This is a genomic window from Streptomyces sp. NPDC005492 (genome assembly GCF_040605995.1).
Lineage (GTDB): Bacteria > Actinomycetota > Actinomycetes > Streptomycetales > Streptomycetaceae > Streptomyces.
Genome location: NZ_JBEXDX010000009.1, coordinates 260,897 through 283,855, shown reverse-complemented (window position 1 = coordinate 283,855; position 22,959 = coordinate 260,897). Strand labels below are relative to the sequence as shown.

Below are 22,959 nucleotides of genomic sequence, written 5' to 3'. Positions count from 1 at the left end.
TGGAGAACCCGTTCGCGCCCGGTTGGATGCAGGGTGGCAACACCTGGATCACCCTGGTGCTCGTCGGCGCGCTGGGCGCGGTCTTCCTCAAGGGGCCGGAGCCGCCGGTGGAACCGTTGGAGGCAGGGGCGGCGGGAGCCGCCGGAGGTGCCGTGAACTCGGGCGCGGTCGGCGCCGGCGAGGCCGGGGCGGGCCGCGGCGCGGGCCGCGGGCCCGGACGGGGACCACCGGTGGAGGCCGGAGCGGCCGGAGCGGCGGGTGCCGCGGCGGAGCTCTCGGCGGCGGCCGGCTTCGGGGCCGGCGGGCGCGGGGCGGCCGGACCCGGACGGGCGGCCTGCGCGGAAGAGGGGGCTGCCGGCCGTGCCGGGGCAGCCTTGCGTGCGGGGGCGGGCTTGCCGCCTCCGCTGCCCTGCTGGAGGGCGTCTGTCAGCTTGCGTACAACGGGCGCCTCGATCGTCGAGGACGCCGAACGGACGAATTCACCGAGTTCTTGGAGCTTGGCCATGACGACCTTGCTCTCCACCCCGAACTCCTTGGCGAGTTCGTATACCCGGACCTTAGCCACTTCGCTCCTTTTAGGTCCGGGTGCGTCCGGACCGTCGCTACTTCATGGGCGTACTCATCGCGTGCTCATCGAGTGCTCATCGCAATCTCGACCTACTTCCAACTCGCGGAATACCGGGCCGCACGGAGGTTCCGTACGACTCGCTCTTACTGTGTTGCCTGCTCGACGTGGAGACGCAACGCCTTTGTGTCGAGCGGTCCCTGGGCACGCAGCGCCCGCGGGAACGCCCGGCGACGTACCGCCAGGTCGAGACAGACCAGGGCGGGATGCAGATACGCACCCCGGCCGGGCAGCGTACCGCGATGATCGGGGACGCATTCGCCCTCGACCGCCACGATCCGCAGCAGTTCCTTCTTGGCCGCTCGCTCCCGGCACCCCACACAGGTGCGTTCAGGGCATGCGCGGGCTCGCGTCCGGCCAGACACTGCTAAGTCTACCTCCCCGCACCGACCTCACCCCTGCGGGGGAAGAATCGAACGGTTGTTGTCGTGATCTAAGCCACGGGCGGCCGAGATCTATTCCTCTGGCTGGTCGGACGGCTGTTCGGTGTCCGGACGGATGTCGATCCGCCAGCCGGTCAGGCGGGCCGCAAGTCGGGCATTCTGCCCTTCCTTGCCGATCGCCAGCGAGAGCTGGTAGTCCGGCACCGTCACCCGCGCGGAGCGGGCCGCGAGGTCCACCACCTCGACCCTGGAGACCCGAGCCGGGGACAGCGCGTTGGCCACCATGTCGGCCGGGTCGTCCGACCAGTCGACGATGTCGATCTTCTCGCCGTTCAGCTCGCCCATCACCGCGCGCACCCGGCCGCCCATCGGGCCGATGCAGGCGCCCTTGGCGTTCAGACCGCTGCGGGTGGAGCGGACGGCGATCTTCGTACGGTGGCCGGCCTCGCGGGCGATGGCGGCGATCTCCACCGACCCGTCGGCGATCTCCGGCACCTCCATGGCGAACAGCTTCTTCACCAGATTGGGATGCGTACGGGACAGCGTCACGGACGGGCCGCGCACACCCTTCGCGACCCGGACGACGTACGACCGAAGGCGCATCCCGTGCGGGTACGTCTCCCCGGGGACCTGCTCCTGCACCGGCAGGATGGCCTCCAGCTTGCCGATGTCGACCAGCACGTTCTTCGGGTCGCGGCCCTGCTGGACCACTCCGGTGACGATGTCGCCCTCGCGGCCCGCGTACTCGCCGAGCGTCGCGTCGTCCTCGGCGTCGCGCAGCCGCTGCAGGATGACCTGCTTGGCGGTGGTGGCGGCGATCCGCCCGAAGTCGGACGGGGTGTCGTCGAACTCGCGCGCCTCCTGCCCCTCCTCCAGGTCCTCGGGGTCCTCCTTCGCCCACACCGTCACGTGGCCGGTCTCCCGGTTGAGCTCCACGCGCGCGTGGCGGCGGCTTCCCTCGGTGCGGTGGTAGGCGATGAGGAGGGCCGACTCGATCGCCTCGACCAACAGGCTGAAGGAGATCTCCTTCTCCCGCACCAGACCCCGCAGGGCGCTCATGTCGATGTCCACGGCTACGCCTCCTCTGTGTTCTCGGCGGTCTCTTCGTTCTTGTTCTTACGGTTGAACTCGACCTGGACGCGGGCCTTGACCACATCCGCGAAGGCGAGCCGCTTGGCGGTGGGCTTGCGCCCCTTCACGCCGGGCACCTCCACGTCGATGCCGTCGTCGTCCACCTCGATGATCCGGGCGACCAGCTCACCGCTCTCGGCCAGTTGGAACCTCACCAGCCGGTCGGTGGCGCGTACGTAGTGACGGTGTTCGGTGAGCTCGCGCTCGGCGCCGGGGGTCCCGACCTCGAGGGTGTACTCGCCCGCGCCCATCGCGTCGGTCTCGTCGAGCTTCGCGGAGAGCGCACGGCTCACATCCGCGATCTGGTCCAGATCGGCACCCGTGTCGGAGTCGACGACCACGCGCAGCACCCGCTTGCGTCCGACCGAGTCCACTTCGACCTCTTCGAGATCGAGTCCCTGGGAACTGACGAGGGGTTCCAGCAGTTCTCGCAGCCTCTCGCTCTGGGTCGTGCTCATCCGGGTGACTCCTCGGCCGCGTGTGCTGTTGTGGGTAGGGCGCGTGTCTGCTCAAAGGGTATCCGGTCCCGGAGCGTGTTGCCGCCCACCTGCGGCCCGACCAGTGCCGGTGACTGCCGTCGGGCGGGTGCGCGGGTACCGTGATCACGGGCGCGCCGCCCTTCCCGCCAATTCGTTCGTACGAGCCCCCCGAGGACGATCTGCCGTGCCGTTCCCCCCACCTCCGCGCACCCTCCCGGGGCCGCGCAGAAGGAGCCTGCTCGCCTCGGCCGCCGGAGCCGCCCTCCTGGTGGGCTGCTCCAACGGCGCCGACGACGCCGAGGACACCGCGGGCAGCCCCTCGGCCGACGAACGCGCACGCGCGCGTGCGGCCTCCGACAGCGAGGCCCTGCTCCGGCGCTACGACGCGGTGCTCGCCGCCCACCCGACGCTGGCGGCGCGACTGAACCCCCTGCGCACGGAGGTCGTCCGGCACGCGACGGCCTTCGGGGGCGGAAGCAGTGGCTCCACGGCCACGACATCTCCTACGACCGCTGCCTCGCCGTCGGCCTCCGCCGCGCCCGGGACCGAGAGCGACGCCCTCGCCGGGCTGGCCGCGGCCGAGCGGGACCTCGCCGACCGGCGGGCCAAGGCACTGCTCGACCTGCCCGGTGAGCTGGCGCGGCTGCTCGCCTCGGTGGCGGCGGCCGGGGCCGCGCACGCGTATCTGCTGACGGAGGGCGCCAAGTGAGCGACGAGGAAAAGAAGGCGGCGCTGACCGCGCTGCAGGCCGCGCTCGCCGCCGAGCACGCGGCGGTGTACGGCTACGGCGTGGTCGGCGGGCGCATCCGGGAGGGCCGGCGCACGGAGGCCAAGGCGGCCTACGACGCACACCGGGCCCGGCGGGACGCGCTCGTGCGCGAGGTGCGGGACCTGGGCGGCAAGCCGGTGGCCGCGTCCGCCGCGTACGCGCTGCCGTACCCTGTGCCGGACTCGGCCGCCGCCGTACGGCTCGCCGCGGAGCTGGAGGAGCGGGTGGCCGGGGTCTACTCCGACCTCGTGCGGGCGGCGACGGGCGGGCTGCGCGGTACGGCCGCCGAGGCGCTGCGGGAAGCGGCGGTCCGGGCGGTGCGCTGGCGCGGCGGGAGCGTACCCTTCCCTGGTCTCGCCGAGCGGGCCGCGACCCCCACGGCCTCGGCGACACCCACGGCGTGATCCGCACGGGGACGCAGGACGGCAGGACCGCAGGAAGGGAACAACTCGCGCATGGCTTTCGAACCGCCGCAGCGTCTGGTGAGGGCGCTCGGTGAGACGGCACCGAGCGGTGACGACTGGTTGGAGAAGCTGCCCGAGGTGGCCCAACAGGCCGTTGATCTACGCGAGTTGACTGTGGAGCGGGTACAGGTGCCCGGTGGGCGCAGCAGCCTGGTCGTGCTGGTGCGCCGACCCGACGGGACACCCGCGGTACTGAAGCTCGCCCCGCACCGGGCCCGGCCGGAGAGCGAGCGGGCCGCGCTCGCGCGCTGGGGCGGTCTGGGTGCCGTCCAGCTCGTCGAGCCGTTCGCCGCCGAGGGCGTGCTCGTGCTGGAGCGCCTGCATCCGGATGTGTCGGTGCGGTCGCTGCCGGAGGCGAAGGCTTTGCTGGAGGCGGCGGGGACGTTGCGGCGGCTGTGGGTGGAGCCGCCCGGGGATCACGCGTTCGAGACCGTCGCCGAGCGGACGGGTCGGCAGGCCGAGCTGATGAGGGGCAGCGGGGCGGAGGTGGCTTCGCTGGTCTCTGCCGCGCTGGATGCCCGGGAGGAGTTGCTGGCCTCGCCGCCCGAGGTGCGGTTGCTGCACGGGACGTTTCGGCAGAGCAAGGTGCTGGCCGCTGAGCGGATGCCGTGGTTGGCCGTGGGGCCGGATCCTGTGGTGGGTGAGTGTGCGTTTGATCTGGCTCGGTTGGTGCGGGACCGGGTGGAGGATCTGATCGCTACGCCCTCGGGGGCGTCTACCACTCGGCGGCGGGTGAAGCGGCTTGCGGAGTCGTTGGAGGTGGATCAGGAGCGGTTGCGGGGGTGGACGTTGTTCCGGGCGGTTGAGTCTGGAGTGAGGGCGCTTCGGGTGGGGCGGCCTCGGGATGCTGAGTTGTTGCTGGAATTTGCCGGGTGGCTTTAGGGGCGCTTATAAGTGCGGGGCGTTGTCGCTGGTCGCGCAGTTCCCCGCGCCCCTGGGCGGGATCACTTCATCGTTAGTTTCAACGCCAGCGCCGGGCAGTCCGCCGCTGCTCTGCGCGCCCTCTTGCGCGTTCGGGGTGGGATGGGGTTGCCGTCCACCAGCGGGTAGCCCCACTCGTCCAGGGTGATGTGGTCGGGGAGGATCTCCGCGCAGAGGCCGTGGGCCTGGCAGGACGTCCAGTCGATGTCGATGTGCTGGTCCATGGTCAGTGGGCCTCGTTCGGGATCGGGAGCAGGGGCGTGGGGTCGGTCGCGGTGCACAAGCCCCTTGCGTGGGCGTCGAGTTCGGCTGTGAAGGTGGTCAGGGCGCTGCGGACCAGGCGGACCGTGCCGTCGGGGTGGTGGCAGGCGCCCCGGCCCTCGACCAGGCCGGACCAACGGGCCACGTCCTGGCGGGTGTTGGACTGGGGGCCCGGAGTGGCCAGGGTCCGGAACGCGGTGGCGATGCGCGGGAGGCCGTTGAGACAGGGGCCGCACTGGCCGGCCGACTGGAGGGCCAAGTAGCGCAGGACGCGGGCGGTTTCGGCCAGGCCGCAGCGGTCGGCGGGGAGGGCGGCGAGGACGCCTGCTCCCAAGTCGCCCGCGTCGAGCGTGCGTTGGGCTGCTTCGCCGGCCGGTATCCAGGTGCCGTGGTAGCCGCCGACGAGGACCGCCGACATGCCCTGGAGCGGCAGCAGACGGTGCAGCGGGAGGCCGAACGGGGCTTCCACGACCCGGACTTCGCGCCCTGGCACATGCAGGGTGCAGAGCGTGCTGCCCGGCTGGGCGGGGGTGCCCGCGCTGCGGAACCAGTCGGCGCCGTAGCGGGCGACCAGGGCGAGGTGGGCCAGCGTTTCCACGTTCTGGACGAGTGTCGGGGCCTTGCGCACCCCACGTTCGCGGACCGGCGGGCGTTGGTCGCGGGGTAGCGGGGCGTTCCCGGAGACGTACTGCGCGAGCGCCGAGGCCTGGCCGGACAGGAAGCGTTTGGGCAGGCGGACGATTCGTACGGGTAGGGGGTCGGCGCGCTGGGCCAGGGCCGATTCCAGGTAGGACGCGCCGTCCTCCACGGCCAGGTGGGCCTCCCCCGCGCCTATCGCCCGAGCCGCCAACTGCAGCCCGTCCAGGACAAGATGGGGTGAGAGGCGCAGCAGGGTCTTGTCCTTGCGGCTGGCCGGTTCGCCCTCGGCGCCGTTCGCGATGACGACGGGGGTGCGGCCGGTGCGGCGGCTCGCGTCGCTGACCACGACCAGTTTGCGGTAGGTCGGGAACGCGGCGCCTCCGCGTCCGGTGAGGCCGGATTCGGCGACGGTTCTCAGGAGCCCGTCGGGGTCTCCGTACGACAGTGGGCCGTAGCGCAGTTCGTGGGTGGCGAGGTCGGCCGCGGTGCCACCGGGGGCGAGGAGGCGGGGGGACATGTAGACGTCGGTGAAGGTCGTGGTCGTCATGAGTGGGCTCCTTCGGCGGTGCAGAGCAGGGCGGCCGGGGTTCGGCGGGCGGCGCGGGCGGAATGGGCGAGGCGAATGCCGAAGGCTGCGACCACTGCGGCCACGCAGGACACGGTCAGCCAGGTCATCCAGTCGGTGCCGGTATCCGTGCCGATGCCTATGCCGTGGATCAGGGCGACCGGCCAGGAGGCGTAGGCCAGCCAGTGGACTGCCCGCCAGGTGCGGTGGCCGATGCGTTCCCTGAGGAGGCTGGTGACCAGGACCGCGAGCATCAAATCGAGGGCGACCGTGCCGAGGCCGAGCCAGAGGGGCTGGTAGTCGGAGACGAAGGGCACGAACGCGTCGACGACGCCGATGCTGACGTATCCGTCGACCACCGCCACCGCGATGTGCAGGGCCAGGAAGGCGGTCGCGGAGAGGGAGAGGGTGCGGTGCAGGGTGACCGTGCCGAAGCGGGGCAGGCCGGGGAGCCGGGTGCGCAGGCGGACCGCGATGCCTAGCAGGACGACGACCGTGAAGAGGACCAGGCAGACGGCTCCGGTGGCACGGTTGGCGTACCAGAGGGTTTCGGAGGTCATCGTCCCGCAACTCCCTGACCGGGCATCGGAGTTGTGGGCCAGCCCGGGGTCGTGACGACCGTGCCGTCCTGGGCGACCAGGCGGGCGGGCAGGCCGAGGCGGGTGAGCCAGCGTTCGGCGCCCGCGCCCTTGACCAGGGAGGCCGTGCTCGCCGCGTTGGCGTCGGCGCTGGTCGCGGCGGCGACCGAGACCGTGCGCCAGGGGCTGCGGACGGGGAGGCCGGTGCGCGGGTCGACGATGTGGTGCAGCTCGTAGCCGCCCCGACGCCAGCGGCGGGCCGCCGTGCCCGAGGTGGCGAGGCCGCCGGAGCGCAGCCCGACCGTGGCGTATGTGCCGTGCGTGGGCGTCTCGTCGACGGAGCCGGTGACGTCCTGGACGCGGATGTTCCAGCCGCCGGCCGGGGGCTCCCCCGCCACGGCGGTGTCGCCGCCCAGGCTCACCAGGACTCCGCAGCCGGCCACCTCGGCGAGCATCGCCGCCGCCTTGTCGGCGGCCCAGGCCTTCGCCGTGGCGCCGAGGTCGAGGCGGACGCCGGCCGGGACGGTGACCGTGCCCGTTGTGCGGTCGAGGTCGATCGTGCGCCAGCCGGGGGCCCGCTTCACGGTGAGCCTGATCGGGCGGTCGTCCTCGCGGACGAGGGTGAAGTCGCGGTCGTAGCCGATGGCGTTCATCGCGGAGCCGACGGTCGGGTCGACCGCGCCGTCCGTCGCTTCGGCGGCGCGCAGGGCGACCGCGAGGGCCTCGGCGAGCAGCGGGCTCACGGTGACCGGCCGGCCGGCCGCCGTGTCGAGGGCGGCGAGTTCGGAGTCGGTACGGAACCGGCTGCACGCCGCGTCGACCTCGGCGAGGTGCCGGGCGAGGAGCAGGTTGCAGGAGTCCAGCAGGGCCGGGTCGGTGACGACCAGCCGGACGCTGGTGCCGAGGGCGCGCCAGTCGGCGGCGGCCGTGGTGCGCGGGGCGGTGGTGGCGGTGGTCATCAGGACGCCCCCGACGTGGAGTCGGTGGAGCCGCCGGAGGACGACGTCACTCCGGACGAGGAGGACTGGAGGTCCGAGGAGGATGAAGAAGATGAGGACGAGGACGAGCTGTCCGTGCTGGACGTCGTGGACGAGGCGGACGGCGAGGGCGTCGCAGTCGAAGAGGCCGACGACGAACCGGTGTTGGTGTTGCTGGCCGTCGTGTCCGCGTCGGTCGACGTCTGCATCGTGCCGACCAGGGCGAACACCCCGGCTGCCGCCGCCAGCGTGACCGCCGCCGTGGCCGCCGCGATACGCCGCCTGCCTCTGCGGACCGCCGCAGCGGCCCCACGCTCCTTGACTGTCATGGTCGTTCCCCTCCGCAGTGACTCTCTGTCACTCACTACGGTCGGGGAACGACCTGAGAGAAGTCTGTGAGGCGTCCATACGCCTCCCGAGAACTCCCTGAGAGCTTTATTTACGCGGCTCGCTTCATACGGCCAGGCGGGCGATCGCCTCGTCGACCGTCAGTTCCTCGCGCTCGCCGGTCCTGCGGTCCTTCAACTCCAGGACGCCTTCGGCCGATCGGCGGCCCGCGACCAGGATCTTCGGTACGCCGATCAGCTCGGAGTCGGTGAACTTGACGCCCGGGGAGACCCCGGCCCGGTCGTCGACGAGGACGCGCAGGCCGGCCGCGCGCAGCTTCTCCGAGACGTCCAGGGCGAGTTCGGTCTGGAGGGCCTTGCCGGCGGCGACGACGTGCACGTCGGCCGGGGCGACCTCTGCGGGCCAGCACAGGCCCTTGTCGTCGGCGGACTGCTCGGCGAGGGCGGCGACCGCGCGGGAGACGCCGATGCCGTAGGAGCCCATGGTCACGCGGACCGGCTTGCCGTGCTGGCCGAGGACGTCGAGCTTGAGGGCGTCGGCGTACTTGCGGCCGAGCTGGAAGATGTGGCCGATCTCGATGGCGCGGTCCAGCTTGAGGCCGGTGCCGCACTTGGGGCAGGGGTCGCCCTCGTTGACGACCACGACGTCGACGTACTCGCCGACCTCGAAGTCACGACCGGCGACCACGTTCTTGGCGTGCGTGGCGTCCTTGTTGGCACCCGTGATCCAGGAGGTGCCGGGGGCCACGCGCGGGTCGGCGATGTAGGTGACCTTGTCACCCAGGCCCTGCGGACCGACGTAGCCGCGGACCAGGTCGGGGCGCCCGGTGAAGTCCTCCGCCGTCACCAACTCCACGGCGGCGGGGGCGAAATGGGCCTCGACCTTGCCGAGGTCGACCTCGCGGTCGCCGGGGACGCCGACGGCCACGATCTCGCCGTCGACCTTGACGAGGAGGTTCTTGAGGGTGGCGGAGGCGGGCACGCCGAGGTGGGCGGCGAGGGTCTCGATGGTGGGGGTGTCGGGGGTGGGGATCTCTTCGAGCGCGGGCACGTCGGTGGCGTCCACGGGCTTCAACTCATACGTGATCGCTTCGGTGTTGGCCGCGAAGTCGCAGTTCGGGCAGTCGGCGAAGGTGTCCTCGCCGGCTTCGGCCGGGGCGAGGAACTCCTCCGACTTGGAGCCGCCCATCGCGCCCGCGGTGGCGGCGCAGATGCGGTAGTCGAGGCCCAGGCGCTCGAACACCTTCTGGTACGCCTGGCGGTGCAGGGCGTAGGAGTGGGCGAGGCCCTCGTCCTCGGTGTCGAAGGAGTACGAGTCCTTCATGAGGAACTCGCGTCCGCGTAGGACGCCGGCCCGCGGGCGGGCCTCGTCCCGGTACTTGTTCTGGATCTGGTAGAGGATGACCGGCAGGTCCTTGTAGGAGGACGCCTGGTCCTTCACCAGCAGGGTGAAGATCTCCTCGTGGGTCGGGCCGAGGAGGTAGTCGCCGCCCTTGCGGTCCTTGAGGCGGAACAGCTCGGGACCGTACTCCTCCCAGCGGCCGGTCGCCTCGTAGGGCTCGCGCGGCAGGATGGCGGGGAGCAGCACCTCCTGGGCGCCGATCGCGTCCATCTCCTCACGGACGACCCGCTCCACGTTGCGCAGAACCCGCATGCCGAGCGGCAGCCAGGACCAGATACCGGCCGCGGTACGGCGGACGTAGCCGGCCCGGACGAGCAGCTTGTGACTGAGGACCTCGGCGTCCGCCGGGTCGTCGCGCAGCGTCTTCGCCATCAACTGGGACATGCGCTGGACCGGTGCGTTCGCCATGGTTCTCGTACTCCTGCCGGGAAAGGGTGATGGCTAGGAGGTTAGCCGGGCGCGCTGTGCCGGTGGAAATCGGTTAGGGCCTGTTGCGGGGCAGGCGGGACTTTCGCAACAGGCCCTAGCGGCGACGCAAGGGAAGCGGGGCGCCCATGACGGCGTACGGCTTCGGGGCGCTGGGGAACAGGACCTGGCGGGCGAGGTCCTCGTAGCCGAGGGAGTGGTAGAGGCCGCGGGCCGGGCTGTCGGTGTCGATCGCGGAGAGGATCGAGCGGGGTTCGTCGACGGAGTCGGTGATGGTGGTGATCAGGGAGCGGCCGACACCGCGGTTCTGGTACTGCGGGTGGACGTGCAGCTCGGTGATCACGAAGGAGTCGTCGAGCCATGCGTCGTGGTCCCGGGCCCGGAGGTAGGGCTCCACGACCGTGGACCACCAGTGGGCGCGGTCGTTGGGCATGCCGTAGACGAACCCGACGAGGCGGCCTTCCGCGGTGGCGCCGAGGGCTCTGGCCCCCGGGTAGGTCATGTGGCGCAGGACGATCTGACGGCGTACGGCCACCTCGTCTGCCCCCAGGCCGAAGGCCAGGGCCTGGACTGCGAGGGCTTCGTCCACACGGGCGGACAGGTCCAGGGGACCGATCACGACGTCTTCGGGGTGGCGGTGGCCGTGACCTGGGAATCGCAGCATGCCGGGGAGACTACAGGCAGTGCGTGGGGCTCAGAACTGCGCACGGGGTCCCGGTCAGAACAGAACGCTCATGAACGCGCCGACCTCCTGGAAGCCGACCCTCAAGTAGGCCCGCCTGGCCGGGGTGTTGAAGTCGTTCACATAGAGGCTGACGACCGGGGCCACGTCCGCCAGGGCGTAGCGCAGGACCGATGCCATGGCGGGTGCGGCCACTCCCCTGCCCCGGTACTCGGGGGCCACCCACACGCCCTGGATCTGGCAGGCCCGGGTCGTCGCGGCGCCGATCTCCGCCTTGAAGACGACCTTGCCGTACTCGTCGAGGCGGGCGAACGACCGCCCGGAGCCGACGAGTTCGGCGACGCGCGCCTGGTACAGCAGCCCCCCGTCGCCCGCGAGCGGGGAGACGCCCACCTCCTCGGTGAACATGGCGACGCAGGCCGGCATGATCGTGTCCATCTCGTCCTTGCGGATGCGGCGGACGTAGGGGTCGGGGGCGATGTCGGTGGGCAGCCGGTCGGCGACCATGAGGGGCTGGTGGCCGCGGACCTCGCGGGCCGGGCCCCAACTGGGTTCGAGGAGCCGCCAGAGCTGGGCGGTGGCGTCGGCCGGGCCGACGATGGAGGAGCAGCGGCGGCCGGCCCGGCGTGCGCGGTCGGCGAAGGCGCGGACGGCCCGGGGGGTCGCGCAGATCGGCACGAGGTTGGCGCCCGCGTAGCAGAGGGATGTCAGCATCCCGTCCTCGTACCAGCCCCACATCTCGCCGCCGAGCCGCCACGGGTCGAGGCCCGCGACCTGCACCCGCGAGGTCACGAAGGCGTTCGTGACCGGCTCGCGGTCCAGTACGGCGAGCGCGGCGTCCAGGTCGCTCGGTTCGAGGACCCGGGAGGTGGTCTGCGTCAACACGGTCGGGAGCCTCACCCTGGGGTCTGCGGATCTCAGCACTTTACCCGGCGGAACTTTGTGGCGCCGCCCGGCGCCGCGACCGGTCCGGGCCCGCGTACAGGTGTGCCCCGGCGCCCGCCCTGAGGGGGTACCGGGGCACGGACGTGGAAGAAGGCACTCAGCCCGCGACCGCCACCGAGGGCTCGCCGGAGGCGACGCCGTCCGCCTCCATCTGCTCGGCGATCTTCATCGCCTCCTCGATCAGGGTCTCGACGATCTTCGACTCGGGGACGGTCTTGATGACCTCGCCCTTGACGAAGATCTGCCCCTTGCCGTTGCCGGAGGCGACCCCGAGGTCGGCCTCCCGCGCCTCGCCCGGACCGTTCACCACACAGCCCATGACCGCGACGCGCAGCGGGACCTCCATGCCCTCCAGGCCCGCCGTGACCTCCTCGGCCAGCTTGTAGACGTCGACCTGGGCGCGGCCGCAGGAGGGGCAGGAGACGATCTCCAGGCGGCGGGGCTTGAGGTTCAGCGACTCCAGGATCTGGTTGCCGACCTTGACCTCCTCCACCGGAGGCGCGGACAGCGAGACCCGGATCGTGTCGCCGATGCCCTGGGAGAGGAGCGCGCCGAAGGCGACGGCCGACTTGATCGTGCCCTGGAAGGCGGGGCCCGCCTCGGTGACGCCGAGGTGGAGGGGGTAGTCGCACTGGGCGGCGAGCTGGCGGTAGGCCTCGACCATGACGACCGGGTCGTTGTGCTTCACCGAGATCTTGATGTCCCGGAAGTCGTGCTCCTCGAAGAGGGACGCCTCCCAGAGGGCGGATTCGGCGAGCGCCTCGGGGGTCGCCTTGCCGTACTTCTTCAGCAGTCGGCTGTCCAGCGAGCCAGCGTTGACCCCGATGCGGATCGGGGTGCCGTGGTCCTTTGCGGCCCGCGCGATCTCCTTGACCTTGTCGTCGAACTGCTTGATGTTGCCGGGGTTGACGCGAACTGCCGCGCAGCCGGCCTCGATCGCGGCGAAGACGTACTTCGGCTGGAAGTGGATGTCCGCGATGACCGGGATCTGCGACTTGCGGGCGATGGTGGCGAGGGCGTCGGCGTCGTCCTGGGTGGGGCAGGCGACGCGGACGATCTGGCAGCCGGACGCGGTGAGTTCGGCGATCTGCTGGAGGGTGGCGCCGATGTCCGACGTACGGGTCGTCGTCATGGACTGCACGGACACCGGCGCGTCGCCGCCGACCGCCACGGTGCCGACCTGGATCTGCCGGCTCTTGCGGCGCTCGGCGAGCCTGGTCGGAACGGACGGAATGCCGAGAGAAATCGCAGTCATCTGCTGTGCAACCCCAAGTCGTGGATCAAGCCCCGGTCCCGGAACAGCGGGCTCCAGGCTTCGAGATTACGTCAAGCGTGCGGGCCGGAGCACATCCCGGAGGTAAACCCACTCAATGGGGAGCGGCCCCGCACGAACAATGCGAGGCCGCCACGAACCAGGGGTGACTAGGAGATTTTCACCGGGTTAACCACGTCCGCGACCAGCACGAGCAGAGTGAAGCAGACGAAGATCCCCGCCACCACATAGGCGACCGGCATCAGCTTCGCCACGTCGAACGGGCCCGGGTCCGGGCGCTTGAGCACCTTGGCCAGGTTCCGCCGCAGCGCCTCCCACAGCGCGCCCGCGACATGCCCGCCGTCGAGCGGGAGCAGCGGGAGCATGTTGAAGAGGAACAGGGAGAGGTTGAAGCCGGCGACCAGCATCAGGGCCATGGCCAACTGCTGGGTGGGCGGGATGTCCAGGGTGAAGATCTCGCCGCCGACGCGGGCCGCGCCGACCACGCCCATCGGGGAGTCGGCCTGGCGGGGGGCGCCGTCGAAGGCCGCGTTCCACAGGGCCGGGATCTTGCCGGGGAGGGCGGCGATGGAGTCGACGGCCTCGCCGAGGCGGTCTCCCATCCAGGTGACCGAGTCGCCGAAGTCCTGGCGGACGATGCCGGTGGCCGCGCTGAAGCCGAGGAAGCCTGCGGTGACGTACTGCCCCTGGACGATCTGGCCGCTGGAGTCCTTCTTGGCGACCTGGTTGGAGGCGATCTTCGCGTGCAGGATGACGTCCTGGCCCTTGCGCTCGACGACGATCGGGACCGTCTTGCCGGGGGCCGCGCGGATCAGGTCGGACAGCTTGTTCCAGTCGGTCGTCTTGACGCCGTTGAAGCTGAGGATCTTGTCGCCGGCCTTGAGGCCCGCGGCGGCGGCCGGGGAGGCCGGGTCGGTGGACTTGCAGGTGTCGCGGTTCTGGCTCTGCGCGATGACGCACTGGGAGACCGAGCTGACCGTGTTGGTCTGCTGCGAGATGCCGAAGCCCATCAGGACGGTGAGGAAGAGGGCGACCGCCAGGATCAGGTTCATGAAGGGGCCCGCGAACATCACGATGACCCGTTTCCAGGGCTTGCGGGTGTAGAACAGGCGGCTCTCGTCGCCGGGCTGGAGTTCCTCGAAGGCCGCCGAGCGGGCGTCCTCGATCATGCCGCGCCAGGGCGAGGTGGAGCGGGCGGTGATCCGGCCGTCGTCGCCGGGCGGGAACATGCCGATCATGCGGATGTAGCCGCCGAACGGGATGGCCTTGAACCCGTACTCGGTGTCGCCCTTCTTCCGGGACCAGATGGTCGGCCCGAAGCCGACCATGTACTGGGGCACCCGGATACCGAAGAGCTTCGCCGTGGACAGATGCCCCAGCTCGTGCCAGGCGATCGAGACCAGCAGGCCGACCGCGAAGACGACTATGCCGAGGATCATCATCAGGGCTGTCATGCACGCGCCTCCGCGTTCACCGTGGTCGTCTGCGTTGTCGTCTGCTGCGCTGTCAGTTCGCGGGCCCGGGCACGCGCCCAGGTCTCCGCTTCGAGGACGTCCGGCACGGTCAGTGAGGTTCCCCCGGCCGGTGTCCCGTGTTCGTCGACCACTCGTGTCACCGTCTCCATGATGCCGTTGAACGGCAGCGCGCCCGTACGGAACGCCTCCACGCACTCCTCGTTCGCCGCATTGAACACCGCCGGGGCGGTGCCCGCGAGCTGTCCCACATGCCGGGCGAGACCGACCGAGGGGAACGCGTCGGTGTCGAGCGGGAAGAACTCCCAGGTCGACGCCTTGCTCCAGTCGAACGCGGGCGCCGCGTCCGGGACCCGCTCGGGCCAGCCGAGCCCGATGGCGATCGGCCCGCGCATGTCGGGGGGCGTCGCCTGGGCGATTGTCGAGCCGTCCGTGAATTCCACCATCGAGTGGACATACGACTGCGGGTGCACGACCACCTCAATGCGATCGAAGGGAATGTCGTACAGCAGGTGCGCCTCGATCACTTCGAGCCCCTTGTTCACCAGGGTCGCGGAGTTGATCGTGATCACCGGGCCCATGGCCCAGGTGGGGTGCGCGAGGGCCTCCGCGACGGTCACGTTCGCCAGCTCCGCCTTCGTACGACCGCGGAAGGGGCCGCCGGACGCGGTGACGACCAGCTTGCGGACGTCGGCGCGGGTGCCGGCCGCGAGGGCCTGGAAGAGCGCCGCGTGCTCGGAGTCGACCGGGATGATCTGGCCGGGCTTGGCGAGCGCCTTCACCAGCGGTCCGCCGACGATGAGCGACTCCTTGTTGGCGAGCGCGAGGACGCGGCCCGCCTCCAGGGCGGCGAGGGTGGGCGCGAGGCCGATGGATCCGGTGATGCCGTTCAGCACGGTGTGGCAGTCCGAGGCGGCGACCTGGGTGGCCGCGTCCGGTCCGGCGAGGATCTCGGGGAGCGGCTCCCCGGTGCCGTACCGCGCGGTGAGCGCTTCGCGCAGGGCCGGTACGACGTCCTCGCGGGCGACCGCGACGGTCCGCACCCGGAGCCGGTGCGCCTGCTCGGCGAGGAGCCCGACCCGGCCGCCGCTCGCGGCGAGGGCGGTGACCCGGAACCGGTCCGGGTTGCGCAGCACCAGGTCGATGGCCTGGGTGCCGATGGACCCGGTGGACCCGAGGATCACCAGGGCCTTGGGAGCGTCGCCGACGACGGGGTCGTAGACGAGATGCGGGTCGGCGAGGGGTGCTGGACTGTCGCTCATCCCTCCATTGTTGCCGCAACGGATGCGGTGGTGGACAGCGGTTCCCTCGGGCGGGTGGCTTATCGGCTCTCGTCGGTTATTGAAGCGAAATCACCGTTTGTGAATATGGCGTGAAGTTCATGTGATAACACTTCAGTCCTGCGCCGGTGGACGACCGGTGCGGTGACGAGATCCTGGGGGGATTCTCCATGCGGATACGCGCTGCCCTGCCCGCGCTCGCGGGCGCCGTGATATTCACCGGCACCTTGCTGAGCACCCCGGCCGAGGCCGCCGGCGGGGTCACGATCTACCACGTCTGGTTCGACAGCCCGGGCTCGGACAACCGGTCCAACACGAGCCTGAACGGCGAGTGGGTGCAGATCAAGAACACCAGCCGGTCGGCGATCTCGCTCAAGGGGTGGGTCCTCAAGGACGTCTCGAACCACCGCTACGTCTTCAAGAACATCAAGATCGGCGCGGGCAAGTACATCAAGGTGCACACGGGCAAGGGCTCGGACACCGCGTCGAACACGTACCAGAACCGCGCCGCCTATGTCTGGAACAACACCAGCGACACGGCGACGCTGACCAGGGCGACCGGCAGCAAGGTCGACACCTGCTCCTGGACGACGCGGGATCCGAGCGACAAGTACTGCTGATCCAGCCTCAGTCGACGGGTCGGTGGACGTTCTCCACCTTGCTGGGTCCGGGGCTCGCGTCGGCGATCCACGGGCCCTCGCCCGACGGGTCGACGATGCCCTCCTCCAGCCACTCGTAGGCACCGCCCATGACCCCCTTGACCACCTTGCGGTCGAGGTCGTCGGTGTTGGACCACAGGCGGCCGAAGAGTTCCTCGACGCGGATGCGGGACTGGTGGCAGAAGGCGTCGGCGAGTTGGTAGGCCTCGCGGCCGTGATCGCCCTGGGAGCGCAGGAGTTCGGCCCGTACGCAGACCGCGCTCATCGCGAACAGTTCGGCGCCGATGTCGACGATCCGGCCCAGGAAACCCTGCTTGGTCTCCATGCGGCCCTGCCAGCGGGACATCGCGTAGAAGGTGGAGCGGGCCAGCTTGCGCGAGTTGCGCTCCACGTAGCGGAGATGCTTGGAGAGGTCGATGCCTTGGCGGAACTCGCCGTAGGTGCCCGGGAGTTGGCCGCTGCCCGCGACCAGCTTCGGGAGCCACTTGGCGTAGAAGACACCCGCGTTGGCGCCCGCCTTCGCCTTGTCGGAGAGGGTCTTGTCCGGGTCGATGAGGTCGCCGGCGACCGTGAGGTGGGCGTCGACGGCCTCGCGGGCGATGAGGAGGTGCATGATCTCCGTCGAGCCCTCGAAGATGCGGTTGATACGGAGGTCGCGCAGGACCTGTTCGGCGGGGACCGCCTTCTCGCCGCGGGCCGCGAGGGACTCGGCGGTCTCGAAGCCGCGGCCGCCACGGATCTGGACCAGCTCGTCGGCCATCAGCCAGCCCATCTCGGAGGCGAACAGCTTGGCCAGCGCGCCCTCGATGCGGATGTCGTTGCGGTCCTCGTCGGCCATCTGCGAGGAGAGGTCGAGTACGGCCTCCAGGGCGAAGGTGGTCGCCGCGATGAAGGAGATCTTCGCGCCCACGGCCTCGTGCTCGGCGATCGGCCTGCCCCACTGTTCACGGGCCGCCGACCACTCACGGGCGATCTTCAGACACCACTTGCCGGCCGCGACACAGGACGCGGGCAGCGAGAGGCGGCCGGTGTTGAGGGTGGTCAGCGCGATCTTCAGACCCGCGCCCTCGGGGCCGATGCGGTTGGCGGCGGGCACCCTGACCTGGTGGAAGCGGGTGACGCCGTTCTCGATGCCGCGCAGGCCCATGAAGGCGTTGCGGTTCTCGACGGTGATGCCGGGCGAGTCGGTCTCCACCACGAACGCGGTGATGCCGCCCTTGCCGTTCTCGGACTTCGGCACGCGGGCCATCACGACCAGCAGGTCCGCGACCACCCCGTTGGTGGTCCACAGTTTCACTCCGTCGAGGACGTACGCGTCCCCGTCCCGCACCGCGGTGGTCGCCAGGCGCGCCGGGTCGGAGCCGACGTCCGGTTCGGTGAGCAGGAAGGCGCTGATGTCGGTGCGGGCGCAGCGGGGCAGGAACTCCGCCTTCTGCTCGTCCGTGCCGAACAGCTTCAGCGGCTGCGGTACGCCGATCGACTGGTGGGCGGAGAGCAGCACGCCGACCGCCGGGCAGGCCGAGCCCACGAGGGACAGCGCCTTGTTGTAGTACACCTGGGTGAGGCCGAGGCCGCCGTACTTGATGTCGATCTTCATGCCGAGGGCCCCGATCTCCTTGAGGCCGCGGATGACCTCGTCGGGGATGCGGGCCTCGCGTTCGATGCGGGCGGCGTCGATCTCCGTCTCGCAGAAGACGCGCAGCTTGGCGAGGAACTCCTCACCGCGCCGCGCGTCCTCGTCCGGCGGCATCGGGTGCGGGTGGATGAGGTCGAGCCGGAAGCGGCCGAGGAACAGTTCCTTGGCGAAGCTGGGCTTGCGCCAGTCCTGTTCCCGGGCGGCCTCGGCCACCTGCCGGGCTTCTCGCTCGGTGACGGTGGGTTTGCTGGATGGAGCGGACATGAAGCTCACCTCGCCGCGAATCGGGCCCTGGCCCCTCGGCGGTTACCGATGGGTGCTACCCGTTCGTATCTACCCGATCCGCCGCGAAGCGGCCACCCTTCGCGCGTCCGTTCAGCCGATGTCGACGGAGTACGCCTTGGTGTCAAGACGGCCCGAGCCCTTGAAGACCTCGGTGCCCGATTCGATGCCGGAGAGGTACTTGTCGTTGCTCAGCAGCTTGCGGCGGACCAGGGCCTGGGTGAAGTCGTCGATGTTCAGGGTCGCCTTGGTGGTGTTGGCCCGCCGGACGAAGGAGTACACGTTCCAGCCGATGTCGCCCTGGTAGATGTCCCACATGGCGCCGTCGAGGCTGACGCTGCCGTACTTGGTGCCGAGAGGGCCCGCGCCGCCCTGCCGGTCGAGCCAGATCATGATCTCGTCGGTGGGCTGGTCCTGCCAGTCTGCGGTGTTCTTGGAGTGCAGCCACAGGTCGTACGCGACGTCGAGCGTGCCGGGGTTGCTGCTGAGCGAGAAGTCCCAGCTCGTCTTCACCGGCTTGCGGTCGCCGACCCGGATCGGCAGGCCGGTGGTCGCCTTGTCGACCTTCCAGCCCCAGTGCCAGCCGAGGACGGTACTGGCGTAGGACTTCACGTCGGCATCCGTGCCCTTGGCACTGTTGGCCCAACTGAAGGACGTGCCCCACGAAATGGTGGACCCGGACTGGGAGTTGTCCCAGACGCACTGGCTGCCGGTGGCGTTGTCCTGGCCCCAGAGGTTGTTGTTCACGTAGTACTTGCCGAGCGTGACGGTGTCGTAGGCCCCGCACTTCTTGCTCGACTCGCCCGCCTGGGCGACGGTGACGCCGGCGAGAGCCATGAGGGCGACCGCGGCGGCGGCCAGCACCTTCGCCTTCTTCGAGAGGCGGGGTCTGCGGTGTTGCATCGGGGGTCCTTCCGGGGGACGGTTCGTCTACGACCTCTCAGTGGCCGCCGACCCGCCCGGAGGTTGCCTCGGAATTCACCCGATCCGGGCTCCGCATGCACCGATCCGGGCGCCGAGAGAAAGTGTCGAAGCGCTTCGACAACCTATGGACACCCCACACCGCCTGAAGCTAATGTCGAACCATCCTCACTCGCCCTTGTCAGCAACGCGCACTGTCGAAGCGCTTCACAAAGCTTGGAGAGCTGGATGGTCACCCTCGCCGAGGTCGCCCAGCACGCCGGAGTCTCGGCGAGCACGGTGAGCTATGTCCTCAGCGGCAAGCGGTCCATCTCCGGAGCCACCCGGCAGCGGGTCGAGCAGAGCATCCGCGAGTTGGGCTACCACCCGAACGCGGGCGCCCGCGCCCTGGCCAGCAGCCGGTCGAACATCATCGCGCTGATGGTGCCGCTGCGGACGGACATGTATGTGCCGGTGATGATGGAGATCGCCATCGCCGTGGCGACCACCGCCCGCCTGCACGGCTACGACGTACTGCTGCTCACCGGCGAGGAGGGTCCCGACGCGGTGCGCCGGGTCACCGGCAGCGGGCTCGCCGACGCGATGATCCTGATGGACGTCGAACTCGACGACGAGCGGCTGCCGTTGCTGCGCGGCACCGACCAACCGTCCGTGCTGATCGGGCTCCCGGCCGACACCACCGGACTGACCTGTGTGGACCTCGACTTCGGGGCGACCGGCGCGCTGTGCGTCGAGCATCTCGCGAAGCTCGGTCACCACGACATCGCTGTCATCGGCGAGGCACCCGCGGTCTACGAGCGGCACACCGGCTTCGCCGAGCGCACCCTCGACGGACTCCGGTCCCGGGCACGGGAGTTGGGCCTGCGGGTGCTGCACCGGCCGTGCGAGGGCGGGTACGACGCGATGTCGGTGACGCTCGCCCGGATCTTCGACGAGCGCCCCGGCACCACGGGCTTCGTCGTGCAGAACGAGTCGGCGGTCGAGCCGCTGCTCGCGCTGCTGCGCCAGCAGGGCCGGGCCGTGCCGGAGGACGTGTCGGTGGTCGCGGTCTGCCCCGACCAGGTCGCCACCCAGGCCTCGGTGCGGCTGACGTCCGTCGCCATCCCCGCGCAGGAGATGGGGCGTTACGCCGTCGAGCATCTGGTGGCCAAGCTGGACGAGCGCGGCAGCGACGAAGTCGTGCTGATCTCGCCCGAGTTGACGGTGCGGGCGAGCACCGGACCGGCGCCCGCCAGCACTTCCTGACCCCGCTTCTCCCTCCGTATGTATCCGTGCCCTGCGGGCACCTCATGTCCCTTGGGGAGCACACTTCGTGAATCAGCCTGCCGAGAACCAGATCAGCCGGGGCGCGGTCAGCCTCGCGCAGTCGTCGCCCACCGTCGGCACGTTCCGTGAGCGGGACGGCGCGCTGGAGTGGACCGGCCGTCAGGAGACCCTCCGGGTCGAGCCCTGGGGACCGGACGCGGTCCGGGTGCGGGCCCGGCTCGGCGGTCCGCTGCTCGACGGGCTGCCGGGCGCACTGCTGGACGAGGCACCGCCCACCGAGGCGAGCGTCAAGATCGAGGACGGCCAAGGGACCCTGACCGTGGGCGCGTTGACGGTCCAGGTCGACGCCGAGGGCCTGATCCGCTTCCTGCGCACCGCCGACTCCGCCGAACTCCTCGCCGAGGAACGCGCCCACTTCTGGTGGCCGGGCTCGCGGCTCTACACGGCGGTCGGCAACGGCCACCACCGCCTGGAACAGCGCTTCGCCGCGTACGAGGACGAGAAGCTCTACGGCCTCGGGCAGCACCAGCACGGGAAGTTGGACCAGAAGGGCCTGGTCGTCGACCTCGTCCAGCGCAACGCCGAGGTGGGCATCCCGGTGCTCGTCTCCAGCCGCGGCTACACCCTGCTGTGGAACAACCCGGCGATCGGCCGCGTGGAACTGGCCGGCAACGGCACCCGCTGGGTGGCCGATTCGGCCCGGCAGCTCGACTACTGGATCACCGCGGGCGACCCGGCCGAGGGCCAGCGCCGCTACAGCGCGGTGACGGGCCGTACGCCGATGCTGCCCACGTGGGCGGCCGGCTTCTGGCAGTGCAAGCTGCGCTACCGCACCCAGGACGAACTCCTCTCCGTGGCAAGGGAGTACAAGCGCCGGGGCCTGCCCCTGTCGGCGATCGTCTGCGACTTCTTCCACTGGACGCACCTGGGCGACTGGAAGTTCGACCCGGCCGAGTGGCCCGACCCGGCCGCCATGGTCCGCGAACTGGACGAGCTGGGCGTGAAGTTGGTGGTCAGTGTCTGGCCCTCCGTCTCCCCGCTCAGCGAGAACCACTCCGTGCTGGAACAGCGCGGCCATCTGATCGGCACCCAGTACGGCCCGATGGCCCACGCCGACTGGCCCGACAAGGGGGTCGCGTCGACGGTCCAGGTGGCCTTCTACGACGCGACCAACCCCGGGGCCCGCGAGTTCGTGTGGTCGAAGATCCGGGACAACTACCTCGTGCCGTACGGCATCACGGCCTTCTGGCTGGACGCCTGCGAGCCGGAGCTGAAGCCGGGCTTCCAGGAGAACCTGCGCTACTGGGCGGGCCCGGGTCTGGAGGTCGGCAACCTCTACCCGGCCGAGAACTCCCGCACCTTCCACGAAGGGCTGCTGGCCGAGGGCGAGTCGGAGGTCATCACCCTCAACCGCTCGGCGTGGGCGGGGAGTCAGCGTCACGGTGCCGCTCTGTGGTCGGGTGACATCGGCACCGACTTCCCGACCCTGCGCCGCCAGATCGCGGCCGGCCTCAACACCGCGCTGTCGGGCATCCCTTGGTGGAACACGGACATCGGCGGCTTCCACGGCGGCGACCCGGACGACCCGGCGTACCGCGAAGTCATGGTCCGCTGGTTCCAGTTCGGGGCGCTGTCGCCGCTGATGCGCCTGCACGGCTTCCGCGACCCGGGCATGCCGCTGGGCCCCGACATGACCGGCGGCCCCAACGAGGTCTGGTCGTACGGCGATCAGGCCCTGCCGATCCTGGAGAAGTACCTGCGGCTGCGCGAGCGCCTGAGGCCGTACATCCTGGAGGTGATGCGCGCCGCGCACGAGGAGGGGCTGCCGGTGATGCGGCCGCTGTTCCTGGAATTCCCCGGGGACCAGACGTCCTGGTCGGTCGACGACGCGTATCTCTTCGGCCCGGACCTGCTGGTCGCTCCGGTGCTGACGGCGGGCGCCACGGCCCGTACGGCGTATCTCCCGGCGGGCGCCTGGTGGACGGACGCGTGGACCGGCGAGACATACGAGGGCGGTACTGCGGTGACGGTCGACGCCCCGCTGGACCGCATCCCGCTGTTCCTGCGGGACGGGGCGACGCTGCCGGTGGCGGAGTAACTCCCCTGCGGAACAAGGGCGTTGGCTCCCGAGCCGTGACACTTCCGTTGCGCGGAACTGTGGGCTCCGTCACAGCCGTACCGATCTTGTTCTGCTGGAGTCGAGCGATGATGCTCCGCAAGCTCGCCGGCGCAGCGGGCCTCGCCGCGTTCGTCCTCTATCTCTGGGGTCTGCTCCACCTCGTGGGCGCGCTGCTGGAGGCGGAGGACGGCGGCACCGACTCGGCACCGCTGCGCCCTTGCCGCACGGCCGGCTGGCAGTACGACAAGAAGGTCCTGAGCGTCACGGACTATTCGGTGGACTACGTCCCGCTCCGGTTCGTCTGCGAGACGGCGGACGGCCGGAGCTATGTCGCCGACACGGTTCCCGGCTACGTCAACCCCGCGGTGGGCGGCCTCGCGCTGGCCGGCCTCGGCTGCTGGGTCGCGGCACTCGTCGTGGCGGAACCGCCCGGTCCCCGGCTGGGCTGACGGGCGTT

At 70.5% G+C, this 22,959-nt stretch carries 24 protein-coding genes; 8 read left to right on the top strand and 16 right to left on the bottom strand.

From position 1 onward, the window contains the following. From ABZT04_RS16015 to rimP, 4 genes are all read right to left on the bottom strand, one after another. Positions 1–565, bottom strand: a 565-nt coding sequence (locus tag ABZT04_RS16015; RefSeq protein WP_356056837.1) for a translation initiation factor IF-2 N-terminal domain-containing protein, incomplete at its 3' end; no start/stop codon positions are given. Positions 566–711: 146 nt separating this feature from the next. Then, on the bottom strand, positions 712–990 hold the full coding sequence (locus tag ABZT04_RS16010) for a YlxR family protein (protein WP_355919497.1): 279 nt from the start codon (positions 988–990) through the stop codon (positions 712–714). Positions 991–1,080: 90 nt separating this feature from the next. Beyond that, a complete protein-coding gene (gene nusA / locus ABZT04_RS16005; protein WP_356056834.1) occupies positions 1,081–2,079 on the bottom strand; it encodes a transcription termination factor NusA in 999 nt (332 codons plus the stop codon). Positions 2,080–2,081: 2 nt separating this feature from the next. Further along, positions 2,082–2,597 carry a ribosome maturation factor RimP gene (gene rimP, locus ABZT04_RS16000; RefSeq protein ID WP_356056832.1) on the bottom strand — a complete coding sequence of 172 codons (516 nt, stop codon included), beginning with the start codon at positions 2,595–2,597 and terminating at the stop codon, positions 2,082–2,084. A 205-nt stretch (positions 2,598–2,802) separates the two neighbouring features. On the opposite strand from rimP, the gene ABZT04_RS15995 reads away from it, so the two are divergent. The 3 genes from ABZT04_RS15995 to ABZT04_RS15985 are packed head-to-tail and all read left to right on the top strand — an operon-like array spanning position 2,803 to position 4,733. After that, entirely contained in the window at positions 2,803–3,327 is a 525-nt protein-coding gene (locus ABZT04_RS15995) for a hypothetical protein (protein ID WP_356056830.1), read from the top strand. Beyond that, the gene (locus tag ABZT04_RS15990; RefSeq protein WP_356056828.1) at positions 3,324–3,791 is read left to right on the top strand and encodes a ferritin-like domain-containing protein; all 468 of its coding nucleotides are present in this window, start codon (positions 3,324–3,326) and stop codon (positions 3,789–3,791) included. The genes ABZT04_RS15995 and ABZT04_RS15990 overlap by 4 nt, the downstream gene beginning before the upstream one ends. 51 nt (positions 3,792–3,842) lie before the next feature. After that, positions 3,843–4,733 (top strand): aminoglycoside phosphotransferase family protein, encoded by an 891-nt coding sequence (locus ABZT04_RS15985; RefSeq protein WP_356056825.1) that lies wholly within the window; start codon positions 3,843–3,845, stop codon positions 4,731–4,733. 62 nt (positions 4,734–4,795) lie between these two features. On the opposite strand, the gene ABZT04_RS15980 is transcribed toward ABZT04_RS15985, so the two are convergent. The 4 genes from ABZT04_RS15980 to ABZT04_RS15965 are packed head-to-tail and all read right to left on the bottom strand — an operon-like array spanning position 4,796 to position 7,774. Then, positions 4,796–4,996, bottom strand: coding sequence for a ferredoxin (locus ABZT04_RS15980; protein ID WP_356056823.1), 201 nt, complete (start codon positions 4,994–4,996; stop codon positions 4,796–4,798). Between the two features lie 2 nt (positions 4,997–4,998). Beyond that, on the bottom strand, positions 4,999–6,219 hold the full coding sequence (locus ABZT04_RS15975; RefSeq protein WP_356056821.1) for an NADH-ubiquinone oxidoreductase-F iron-sulfur binding region domain-containing protein: 1,221 nt from the start codon (positions 6,217–6,219) through the stop codon (positions 4,999–5,001). Continuing rightward, a complete protein-coding gene (locus ABZT04_RS15970) occupies positions 6,216–6,797 on the bottom strand; it encodes a ferric reductase-like transmembrane domain-containing protein (protein ID WP_356056819.1) in 582 nt (193 codons plus the stop codon). The genes ABZT04_RS15975 and ABZT04_RS15970 overlap by 4 nt, the downstream gene beginning before the upstream one ends. Beyond that, positions 6,794–7,774, bottom strand: coding sequence for an FAD:protein FMN transferase (locus tag ABZT04_RS15965; protein WP_356056817.1), 981 nt, complete (start codon positions 7,772–7,774; stop codon positions 6,794–6,796). The genes ABZT04_RS15970 and ABZT04_RS15965 overlap by 4 nt, the downstream gene beginning before the upstream one ends. Positions 7,775–7,789: 15 nt before the next feature. Here ABZT04_RS15965 and ABZT04_RS15960 point away from each other — a divergent pair, with 15 nt between their 5' ends. Then, on the top strand, positions 7,790–8,191 hold the full coding sequence (locus tag ABZT04_RS15960) for a hypothetical protein (protein ID WP_356056816.1): 402 nt from the start codon (positions 7,790–7,792) through the stop codon (positions 8,189–8,191). 54 nt (positions 8,192–8,245) lie between these two features. Here ABZT04_RS15960 and ABZT04_RS15955 read toward each other — a convergent pair whose 3' ends face one another. The 6 genes from ABZT04_RS15955 to dxr all read right to left on the bottom strand — a co-directional run bounded on the left by ABZT04_RS15955 (position 8,246) and on the right by dxr (position 15,601). Then, a complete protein-coding gene (locus ABZT04_RS15955; protein ID WP_356056815.1) occupies positions 8,246–9,949 on the bottom strand; it encodes a proline--tRNA ligase in 1,704 nt (567 codons plus the stop codon). 115 nt (positions 9,950–10,064) lie between these two features. Next, positions 10,065–10,631, bottom strand: coding sequence for a GNAT family N-acetyltransferase (locus ABZT04_RS15950; protein WP_356056814.1), 567 nt, complete (start codon positions 10,629–10,631; stop codon positions 10,065–10,067). Between the two features lie 54 nt (positions 10,632–10,685). Next, a complete protein-coding gene (locus tag ABZT04_RS15945) occupies positions 10,686–11,534 on the bottom strand; it encodes a GNAT family N-acetyltransferase (protein WP_356056813.1) in 849 nt (282 codons plus the stop codon). 157 nt (positions 11,535–11,691) lie between these two features. Further along, positions 11,692–12,849 (bottom strand): flavodoxin-dependent (E)-4-hydroxy-3-methylbut-2-enyl-diphosphate synthase, encoded by a 1,158-nt coding sequence (ispG, locus tag ABZT04_RS15940; protein ID WP_356056812.1) that lies wholly within the window; start codon positions 12,847–12,849, stop codon positions 11,692–11,694. Positions 12,850–13,016: 167 nt separating this feature from the next. After that, positions 13,017–14,309: a site-2 protease family protein gene (locus tag ABZT04_RS15935; RefSeq protein WP_356056847.1), complete on the bottom strand. Its 1,293-nt coding sequence runs from the start codon at positions 14,307–14,309 to the stop codon at positions 13,017–13,019. Positions 14,310–14,317: 8 nt separating this feature from the next. Then, positions 14,318–15,601, bottom strand: a complete 1,284-nt coding sequence (gene dxr, locus ABZT04_RS15930) for a 1-deoxy-D-xylulose-5-phosphate reductoisomerase (protein ID WP_356056811.1) — start codon at positions 15,599–15,601, stop codon at positions 14,318–14,320. Between the two features lie 188 nt (positions 15,602–15,789). Here dxr and ABZT04_RS15925 point away from each other — a divergent pair, with 188 nt between their 5' ends. After that, positions 15,790–16,239 (top strand): lamin tail domain-containing protein, encoded by a 450-nt coding sequence (locus tag ABZT04_RS15925; protein ID WP_356056810.1) that lies wholly within the window; start codon positions 15,790–15,792, stop codon positions 16,237–16,239. Positions 16,240–16,246: 7 nt separating this feature from the next. On the opposite strand, the gene ABZT04_RS15920 is transcribed toward ABZT04_RS15925, so the two are convergent. Then, positions 16,247–18,178 carry an acyl-CoA dehydrogenase family protein gene (locus ABZT04_RS15920; RefSeq protein ID WP_356056809.1) on the bottom strand — a complete coding sequence of 644 codons (1,932 nt, stop codon included), beginning with the start codon at positions 18,176–18,178 and terminating at the stop codon, positions 16,247–16,249. A gap of 111 nt (positions 18,179–18,289) precedes the next feature. Next, positions 18,290–19,099, bottom strand: coding sequence for an endo-1,4-beta-glucanase (locus ABZT04_RS15915; protein WP_356056808.1), 810 nt, complete (start codon positions 19,097–19,099; stop codon positions 18,290–18,292). Positions 19,100–19,345: 246 nt separating this feature from the next. Between ABZT04_RS15915 and ABZT04_RS15910 the strand changes: the two genes are divergently transcribed. From ABZT04_RS15910 to ABZT04_RS15900, 3 genes are all read left to right on the top strand, one after another. Next, positions 19,346–20,362 carry a LacI family DNA-binding transcriptional regulator gene (locus ABZT04_RS15910; protein ID WP_356056807.1) on the top strand — a complete coding sequence of 339 codons (1,017 nt, stop codon included), beginning with the start codon at positions 19,346–19,348 and terminating at the stop codon, positions 20,360–20,362. A 67-nt stretch (positions 20,363–20,429) separates the two neighbouring features. Continuing rightward, on the top strand, positions 20,430–22,481 hold the full coding sequence (locus tag ABZT04_RS15905) for a TIM-barrel domain-containing protein (RefSeq protein ID WP_356056806.1): 2,052 nt from the start codon (positions 20,430–20,432) through the stop codon (positions 22,479–22,481). A 107-nt stretch (positions 22,482–22,588) separates the two neighbouring features. Continuing rightward, a complete protein-coding gene (locus tag ABZT04_RS15900) occupies positions 22,589–22,951 on the top strand; it encodes a hypothetical protein (protein WP_356056805.1) in 363 nt (120 codons plus the stop codon). The last annotated feature ends 8 nt before the right edge of the window (positions 22,952–22,959 follow it).